The sequence below is a fragment of the Muricoccus vinaceus genome (assembly GCF_042433125.1).
Lineage (GTDB): Bacteria > Pseudomonadota > Alphaproteobacteria > Acetobacterales > Acetobacteraceae > Roseomonas > Roseomonas vinacea.
The window spans coordinates 1-8,605 of sequence record NZ_JBHLVZ010000078.1 but is presented as its reverse complement, the minus strand read 5'-3'; the positions used below and the strand labels follow the sequence as shown (position 1 = coordinate 8,605).

Here is an 8,605-nt window from a genome sequence, read left to right as displayed (position 1 = left end):
CCAGCCGGACCATCTCCCAGTGACAGCCCGCGCGGCCTAATGGGGTTATTCAGGGCCGACCAATGACTTGCCCGCCTTCTGCGCCAAACTCGTTGAGGAAATCGCAGAAGGTGTAGGCGCAGCGCTCGCAGCAGGGAATTAAGACGGGGCGTTTCGACGAACCATGTGAGGGCCCTCTCCCTGGAGAAGGTCCGCACAAAGCAAGCGTGGCGGATGGCCAGCGATTGGCCGTCCGCCACGCCGCGTATCACACGAACACGGCGCACCTGACGGGCACTCAAACCCTAAGCCGCGTCAACCGCGGTGACACATCGCCGGCTCCCGCTTCCAGATTCGACCCATTCCAACGTGTGGTTGAGATGCACCTGATCGAACGTGCGTTCGGCCAGATTTACGACCTACAGCGCCGCCTTGAGATAGCGGGCGGTGAGACTGCCTTCCGCTTCCGCAACGACGCCAGGGACGCCGCTGGCAACGATACGGCCCCCATCTTCCCCGGCCCCCGGTCCCAGGTCGATGATCCAGTCCGCCTGTGTGATGGCGCGCATGTCATGTTCGACGACTACGACGGTATTGCCGGCGTCTACGAGGCCCTGCAGGTGTTGCATCAGCCGGTCGCCATCGGAGGGGTGAAGCCCCGAAGTTGGCTCGTCGAGGATGTAGATCGTGTTGCCGCGTTGAGCGCGTTGCAGTTCAGTCGCCAGCTTGATGCGCTGCGCCTCCCCGCCAGACAGCTCGGTCGCCGGCTGACCGAGCCTTAGATAGCCAAGACCGATCTCCCGCAACACGTCTAGGGAGCGCATCACAGATGCCTCGCCAGCGAAGAAATCGCACGCATCGTCGACCGTCAGTTCGAGCACCTGGGCGATATTGCGCCCGTTCCATTCGACTTCGAGCGTTTGCGGGTTGTAGCGAGAGCCATGACAGGTCGAGCACGGGGCAAAAGCGCTCGGCAGGAACAGCAGCTCCACCATGACGTATCCCTCGCCCTCGCACACAGGGCATCGGCCTTGCGCGACGTTGAACGAGAACCTTCCCGGGCTGTAGTGCCGCCGGCGGGCGAGCGGCGTATCAGCGAAGATCCGTCGCACATGGTCGAACATGCCGCTGTAGGTGGATAGGTTCGAGCGCGGCGTGCGGCCGATCGGTTTCTGATCGACCCGCACCAGCCTGCGAACATGCTCCATGCCTGCAACAATGCGTCCTTCAGTGTCGTTCTGCGCAACATCGAGCAGCGGATCGATATCCTCCTCCTCGGCCACGGGGGAGCCGCCGAGGTGTTCCGTGACGAGCTCGGGCAGCGCCTGACTGACAAGACTGGATTTGCCCGATCCCGAAACGCCGGTGACAGCGGTGAAGCAGCCGATGGGAAACTCGACGTCGAGACCATGGAGATTGTTCCGCCTGATCCCTTCCAGGCGTAGCCATGCCTTGGGATCGCGCGGTGTGCGCTCGCTGCGGAGCGGCTCTGCGAACAGGTAGCGGCGGGTGATCGAAGTCTCGACGTCGGCAAGTCCCTCTATCGGCCCGCTGTAGAGGACTTCACCGCCCTTTTCCCCGGCTCCTGGCCCGACATCGACGAGCCATTCCGCGCGGCGGATCACGTCGAGATCATGTTCGACGACGAACAGGGAGTTGCCCGCCGCCTTGAGACGCTCGAGGATGGTGAGCAAGGCTTCGCCATCTGCCGGGTGCAACCCTGCCGAAGGCTCGTCAAGCACATAGACCACGCCGAAAAGCTGTGACGACAATTGCGTGGCAAGCCGCAAGCGCTGCAGCTCTCCGGAGGAGAGCGTCGGCGTGCTGCGGTCGAGCGAAATGTAGCCAAGGCCAAGATCGATCAGCGGCTCTAGCCGCTCGATCAATTCGCAGGCCAGGCGTTGGGCGGCGATCCGCTTCTCGTCGGAGAGATTGGGCGTGCGGCGTACGTCGGGCGCGCTCTTGTGCGCAGAGCCGCCCGCCGCAACCCGTTGTTCGACCGCTGCATCGCGGGCCGCTTTTTCCAGAACATGGCCCTTTGAGGGGGCGGAGACCGCCCCATACGCGCCATGCGCGACGGGCATCAGCAAGTCCTTCAGCTTGAGCACCGTCAGGTCGCCGAACTCGGCAATGTCGAGGCCGGCGAATTTGACCGACAGGGCTTCGCGCTTCAGGCGCTTGCCGTCGCAGGTCGGGCAATCGCGGCCGATGATATATTGCGAGACGCGCTTCTTCATCAGCGCGCTTTTAGTGTTGGCGAAGGTTTCCAGCACATAGCGGCGCGCGCCGGTGAAGGTGCCCTGGTAGCTCGGCTCCATGCGGCGCTTGAGCGCCGTCCGGGTCTGTTCGGGCGTCAGGCCCGCATAGACCGGCACCGTCGGCGCCTCTTCAGTGAAGAGGATCCAGTCGCGATCCTTTTTCCGCAGGTCGCGCCACGGCGTATCGACGTCATAGCCGAGCGAAACGAGGATATCGCGCAGGTTCTGGCCATGCCAGGCGGCCGGCCAGGCGGCGATCGCTCGATCGCGAATGGTGAGGCTGTCGTCAGGAACCATCGTCTCTTCGGTCGCGTCATATACGCGGCCGATGCCGTGGCAGGTCGCGCAGGCCCCCGCGACCGTGTTGGGGGAGAAATCCTCCGCATAGAGCATGGGTTGATGGCGCGGATATTCGCCGACGCGCGAATAGAGCATCCGCACCAGGCTGGAGAGCGTCGTCACGCTGCCGACCGAGGATCGCGCGTTGGCCGAGCCGCGCTGCTGCTGCAACGCGACCGCAGGCGGCAAACCGTCGATCGCGTCGACCTCCGGCACGCCGGCCTGGTCGATCAGGCGACGGGCATAAGGCGCAACCGATTCCAGATAACGCCGCTGGGCTTCGGCATAAAGGGTGCCGAACGCGAGCGATGACTTGCCCGAGCCCGATATGCCGGTGAACACCACGAAGGCGTCGCGCGGTACATCGACGTCAATATTTTTGAGGTTATTCTGGCGCGCGCCGCGAACCTGCACGCAAGCGGGCGGCCCCGTATGCCCATGGTCGGTGGCCGGCGTCGTCGCGTGAATATCCTTGCTCTTCAATACAGTCTTCCTGCCCTATACGCCCGTGCGGCCCGTGGTTCATCACAGTCGGGTAACAGATGAATGCATTTCCGACTCAATACATCCAACGGTCAGGCTGGTCCGATTTTCGGCACCTTTGAAATATTTTTCCAGCATTATACAAAGGTTACGACAAAACCATTTTTCCCGTTGGATCGCGCGACGAGGCCACACACACTCCGCTGGTAAGCGCCTGGGCCAGGCGGCCCTGGTCCGTGCCGCTATCGGCATGTAACGACCGCACTTCGGCGCTTGTTACCGCATCGCGACGCGTTGCCCATTTGCCAGAGCGCGCTTCATCATGGCCGGGGTCGGGCCATGATGACGGCCGAGTTGTCGATCCGAGCGCCTCGCGCCGCTTCGGATCGGCGGGTCAGTAGTGAATGACCGTGCGGATCGACTTGCCTTCGTGCATCAGTGTGAAGGCCTCGTTGATCTCCTCCAAACCCATCGTGTGGGTTACGAATGGGGCCAGATCGATATCGCCTCTCATCGCGTCCTCGACCATGCCGGGGAGCTGTGTCCGTCCCTTGACGCCACCGAAAGCGGACCCCTTCCATACGCGGCCCGTGACGAGCTGGAATGGGCGGGTGGAGATTTCCTCGCCCGCGCCGGCAACGCCAATCACGATCGACTGACCCCAGCCACGGTGCGCTGATTCAAGCGCGGCGCGCATGACGTGGACGTTGCCGATGCACTCGAAGGTATGATCGATGCCCCAGCCCGTCATCTCGATCAGCACTTGCTGGATGGGCTTGTCATGGTCCTTGGGGTTGATGCACTCGGTCGCACCGAACTGGCGTGCCAGCTCGAACTTGGACGGATTGGTGTCGATGGCGATGATGCGACCCGCCTTCGCCTGGCGCGCACCCTGAATCGCCGCGAGGCCGATGCCGCCGAGGCCGAACACGGCGACCGAGTCTCCGGGCTGGACCTTGGCGGTATTGTGGACTGCGCCGATGCCGGTCGTGACGCCGCAGCCGAGCAGGCAGACATGTTCGGGGTTTGCCTCGGGATTGATCTTGGCGAGCGAGACTTCGGCGACGACAGTATATTCACTGAAGGTTGAACAGCCCATGTAATGATAGAGGGGCTGACCATTGTACGAAAAGCGGGTGGTCCCATCGGGCATCAAGCCCTTGCCCTGCGTTTCGCGGACAGCGACGCACAGGTTGGTCTTGCCCGACAGGCAGAAGTCGCACTTGCCGCACTCGGCGGTGTAGAGCGGAATCACGTGATCGCCCGGCTCGACGCTGGTGACGCCTTCACCGACCTCGACAACGATGCCCGCGCCCTCGTGGCCCAGAACCACCGGGAAAACACCCTCCGGATCACTCCCCGCTAGCGTGTACGCGTCGGTGTGGCACACACCGGTGTGCGTCACCCGTATGAGGACTTCGCCTTTCCGGGGTGGGGCGACATCGATCTCGACGATTTCGAGTGGCTTGCCCGCCTCGAAGGCTACAGCGGCGCGAGATTTCATGTTGGGATACCCTCGTTGAGTTAAACTGATTGCTGGTGCGAGGCCGTTGCGTCAGCGCAAATTCGTCGACATTCTCATACTGGTATGGAGTATCTTTATCATACTCCCTAGCAGTATACAAGAGGTGTCCTAGCGAGGATCTCAAACCAGAGAAGGCAGCAGGGGCTGGCTTCTAAGTGCGGGAGAACACGGGCAAGAAAATGAGCCTGAAATTGTCATTTAAGATAAGTACGCAGAATCTTCATTACGCCCTCCACGCCGTCATCGTGATCGCCACCTGCGCCTCCGACGGCCCGATCTGCGCCCGCACCGAATGTTTCCCTGAGATGACTCTGCATCACTTCTGCCATCAGTCCATTTGTCGCACCACGCATGGCGACAATTTGCTGCAGCAGGGGAGCGCAATCGGCCCCCGCTTCGATCGCGCGTTCCAGAGCGTCCGCCTGACCCTTGATACGCCGCAAGCGTGTGATGGCTCGCTTCTTGTCCTCTGATGAATGTGGCATCGCGTTTTCCCGACAAATCGCTCCAGCATACTATACAGGGGGGGAGTTTCAATCCTGCACAGAGCCGGGCGTTTTTCTAATCGGGCGAGGTTCCGGTCATGCTCTCAAGCCTGCGCCACGAGCAGCCTTGGCATGGGCGCCGAGGGTCCGATCCTCTGTCGGGGAAGGGGGGAGCGATCGCTCACTCCCCCCGGTATGCCGGTCAGACCGTAACGACGACCTTGCCGATCTGGTCGTTCGATTCGAGGAAGCGGTGAGCGTCCTGGATGGCGTCGAGCGGGAAAGTGCGCGCGATCCGCGGCTTGAGCGCGCCCGATTCCAGACCCGCCACGATGAACGCCTTGGCGCGATCGAGGGCGGCATCGTCCGAGACGATCTCGCTGTAGAGATACCCCTTGAGCGTGAGGCTCTTGCCCAGCACGGAGAACAACGGGAACGGCGTCGGTTCGCCGCTGAGCGCGCCATATTCGAGCAGGATGCCGCCGCGTGCCATGCTCTCGGTCAGCGGCTCGAACGACGGGCCTCCGACCGGATCGAGCACCACGCGCGCACCCTGACCATCGGTTATCTCCATCACCCTCGCTACCAGATCCTCTTCCCCGGTCGCGACGACATGATGTGCACCGGCATCGATCAGGGCCTGGCGCTTGGCGCCGGTACGCGTCGTCGCGATTACCGTCGCGCCGACCATCCGCGCAATCTGGAAGGCAGCAAGGCCGACGCTGCTGGAGGCAGCAGTGACGATGACGAAATCGCCCTCGCCGAGTTTCGCCTGCTCCACCAGCGCCCCCCAGGCGGTGACATACTGCATCCACACGGCCGCCGCTTCCTCGAACGACAGCGCCGCCGGATGCTTGACGACGAGGCGGGCGGGCACGTTGGCGACCTCGCCATAAGTGCCCCAGCGCGCGATATCGAGCGGGGGGATGACGCTGACGGCTTCGCCTTCCGCAAACCCGGTCACGTCCGCGCCGACCGTAACGACAGTGCCGGCAGCCTCATAGCCAAGGCGGCTCGGGAACTCGGCTTCCTGAAGGTAGGCATGGTTGCGGAACATCACCTCGGCGCGGTTTATGCCTATCGCCTTCACCGCGATCTGCACTTCGTCGGCCGCGGGCGCGGGGACTGCCACATCTTCAATCCTGAGGACGCTGGCGTCGCCATATTCGTGGATACGGACGATGCGGCTCATTGGAGACTCCTTGATTATTGAATGATCGTTCTGTAAGGGAGCGGACCACCCGTTTCAAGATATTATTTATCGATCGTTCCATATCGTGCATCAGAGATGACAGAGACGAAAGCCCGTCGCCGCGCAGGTCGCCCTCGTGTGTTCGACACTGACGCTGCGCTCGACAAGGCGGTGCGGCTGTTCTGGCAGCGCGGCTACGAGGCGACATCGATGGCCGATCTGGTGGCGGAGACTGGCGTCGCCGCCGCAAGTCTCTATGCAGCGTTTGATAACAAGGCGGGGCTGTTTGCGGCGGTGATCGAGCGCTACGCCGCGACGTTCAGCGTCCACCTCTATGCACCCATCAACGATCCGGCGTTGTCCACCTACGAGGCCGTCAAAGGCCTGCTGGAACGAGCGGCGTCATCATTCTCGGAACCTGGAACGCCGGCCGGCTGCTTCATGTATTCGGCAGCGGCAGCCGTTTCGCCGGCGTCCGCCGCCATCGAATGCCTGCTGCGCGACAAGCGTATCGCGGCGGAGGCCCTCCTGATCGAGCGTCTGCAACGCGGCGCCGCGCAGGGCGAGCTTGCGGCCAACACCGATCCGGCCGTGCTAGGCAAGTTCATCAATACGGTCATGGAAGGCATGTCCGTTCAGGCACGCGACGGCGCTACGATCAACGAACTGCTCTCGATCGCCAAAATGGCACTCGATCGATGGCCGGCCGCGATATGATCGTTACATAGTGGTCATCTGCCAATCCGCCTCCCGCGACCGAACAGTCGAACTCATCTCATAGGACGAAAGCACATGAAACACGTGACATTGCCCGGCGGGGAAGTGGTTCCTTCAATGGGTCAAGGCACCTGGAAGATGGGTGAGCGTGCCGAGCGGCGATCCGATGAAATCGCCGCGCTGCGCGCCGGTGTCGAACTGGGCATGACGCTCGTCGATACCGCTGAAATGTACGGCGATGGTGCGGCGGAAACGCTGATCTGCGAAGCGCTCGGCGACCGTCGCGACCAGTTATTCCTCGTCAGCAAGGCGTATCCACAGAACGCATCGCGCTCCCGCCTTGCCGGTGCGTGCGAGGCGAGCCTGAAGCGGCTCGGCACCGATCGGCTCGACCTCTACCTGCTCCACTGGCGGGGATCGGTGCCGCTCGCTGAGACGATAGAGGCAATGAAGGCGCTGAAATCGGCAGGAAAGATTCGGCATTGGGGTGTCAGCAACCTCGATATCGACGATATGGACGAGCTTGTCGCTGCCGGCGGGGATGGCTGCGTAACCGATCAAATCCTCTACAATCTCGTCCGTCGAGGCCCTGAGTTGGACCTGTTGCCGTGGCTCGCCCAGCACAAAGTGCCAGTGATGGCGTATAGTCCCGTCGAGCAGGGACGCCTCACAAGCCATCCCGCCCTCGACAAAGTAGCGGCCCAGGTTGGCGCAACCCCTGCGCAGGTCGCACTTGCCTGGACGTTGCGCCACGATGGCCTTATCGCCATCCCGAAAGCGAGTTCGATTGCACATGTGCAGGAGAACCGCGCTGCCGCAGATATCGTCCTCTCAGACGCCGACCTTGCGACACTCGATGCGGCATTTCCCCGGCCAGCGGGCCGTCGCCCACTCGAAATGCTGTAACGTCAGATGGCGACATCCTCTCTCAAAGCAACCGAACGCAAATCGGATCGTCTCGAGGCGTTCATGGACGCGGTGCTGGCAATTGCCATCACCCTCCCGGTGACCGAACTACACGCACCAGAGCCGACTGACGGCGAGCTGGCAGCGGCATACCTAAAGCTGGCACCGGAATATGCGGCCTACGCCCTTAGCGTGATCCTGATCGGCCTTTACTGGGCTTCCAGCCACTTAACCGGCAAGCTTCTGCAAAAAACCGATCATGGCTACAATCTGCTGAGCATCGGCTTTCTTGCCGCTGTCAGCATTACGCCATTTCCTGCACGGCCGCTCATCGAGCATCTCGGCGGTGACGCGGAAAGCAAGACCGCCGTTTTAGCCTATCTGGGCGTGGTAGCGGCGCCGGCGACGTGGTGGTTCGTGCGTTGGGTCTATGCAACCGCGAGGGGGCTTCCAGACCCGCGCCTGACGGACGCCTACCTCAGGCGGACAACTCTCAAATTCGCCGTCACTGCCGGAGCCTACTGGGCAGCGTTCGTCTTGGCATTCTGGAATTGGCGTGCTGGACTGATCGTCGCGGGGATCGTTACGTTGAGCTATATCGTTCCGCCAGCAAAGCCCAGCTACAAGCCAGGCCAAGAACCGGAGAATGGCTGAGACCGGCATTGTCACGTTGGCCAGCTCTGGCTGGAACGAACTCGTCAGGCGAAGCTGGCGGCATGCC

At 62.3% G+C, this 8,605-nt stretch carries 7 protein-coding genes; 3 read left to right on the top strand and 4 right to left on the bottom strand.

Annotated elements, in window-relative coordinates; genetic code table 11:
- Window positions 1-398: 398 nt before the first annotated feature.
- From ACFFIC_RS21700 to ACFFIC_RS21685, 4 genes are all read right to left on the bottom strand, one after another.
- On the bottom strand, window positions 399-3,044 hold the full coding sequence (locus tag ACFFIC_RS21700; RefSeq protein ID WP_377054247.1) for an excinuclease ABC subunit UvrA: 2,646 nt from the start codon (window positions 3,042-3,044) through the stop codon (window positions 399-401).
- Window positions 3,045-3,453: 409 nt separating this feature from the next.
- On the bottom strand, window positions 3,454-4,563 hold the full coding sequence (locus ACFFIC_RS21695; protein WP_377054245.1) for an S-(hydroxymethyl)glutathione dehydrogenase/class III alcohol dehydrogenase: 1,110 nt from the start codon (window positions 4,561-4,563) through the stop codon (window positions 3,454-3,456).
- Window positions 4,564-4,778: 215 nt separating this feature from the next.
- Complete coding sequence (locus ACFFIC_RS21690; RefSeq protein ID WP_109462186.1) at window positions 4,779-5,069, bottom strand: metal/formaldehyde-sensitive transcriptional repressor; 291 nt, start codon at window positions 5,067-5,069, stop codon at window positions 4,779-4,781.
- 202 nt (window positions 5,070-5,271) lie between these two features.
- Window positions 5,272-6,261 (bottom strand): zinc-dependent alcohol dehydrogenase family protein, encoded by a 990-nt coding sequence (locus ACFFIC_RS21685; RefSeq protein ID WP_009823890.1) that lies wholly within the window; start codon window positions 6,259-6,261, stop codon window positions 5,272-5,274.
- 138 nt (window positions 6,262-6,399) lie between these two features.
- On the opposite strand from ACFFIC_RS21685, the gene ACFFIC_RS21680 reads away from it, so the two are divergent.
- The 3 genes from ACFFIC_RS21680 (at window position 6,400) to ACFFIC_RS21670 (ending at window position 8,538) form a co-directional block, all read left to right on the top strand.
- A complete protein-coding gene (locus tag ACFFIC_RS21680; protein WP_198382195.1) occupies window positions 6,400-6,978 on the top strand; it encodes a TetR/AcrR family transcriptional regulator in 579 nt (192 codons plus the stop codon).
- Between the two features lie 75 nt (window positions 6,979-7,053).
- Complete coding sequence (locus ACFFIC_RS21675) at window positions 7,054-7,884, top strand: aldo/keto reductase (protein ID WP_377054241.1); 831 nt, start codon at window positions 7,054-7,056, stop codon at window positions 7,882-7,884.
- A 6-nt stretch (window positions 7,885-7,890) separates the two neighbouring features.
- Window positions 7,891-8,538: a TMEM175 family protein gene (locus ACFFIC_RS21670; protein WP_377054239.1), complete on the top strand. Its 648-nt coding sequence runs from the start codon at window positions 7,891-7,893 to the stop codon at window positions 8,536-8,538.
- Window positions 8,539-8,605 lie beyond the last annotated feature (67 nt).

Bases quoted from the DNA above. Each gene is read 5' to 3' on its own strand.
- ACFFIC_RS21695 (WP_377054245.1), bottom strand. From the start codon at position 4,563: ATGAAATCTCGCGCCGCTGTAGCCTTCGAGGCGGGCAAGCCACTCGAA.
- ACFFIC_RS21690 (WP_109462186.1), bottom strand. From the start codon at position 5,069: ATGCCACATTCATCAGAGGACAAGAAGCGAGCCATCACACGCTTGCGG.
- ACFFIC_RS21685 (WP_009823890.1), bottom strand. From the start codon at position 6,261: ATGAGCCGCATCGTCCGTATCCACGAATATGGCGACGCCAGCGTCCTC.
- ACFFIC_RS21675 (WP_377054241.1), top strand. From the start codon at position 7,054: ATGAAACACGTGACATTGCCCGGCGGGGAAGTGGTTCCTTCAATGGGT.
- ACFFIC_RS21670 (WP_377054239.1), top strand. From the start codon at position 7,891: ATGGCGACATCCTCTCTCAAAGCAACCGAACGCAAATCGGATCGTCTC.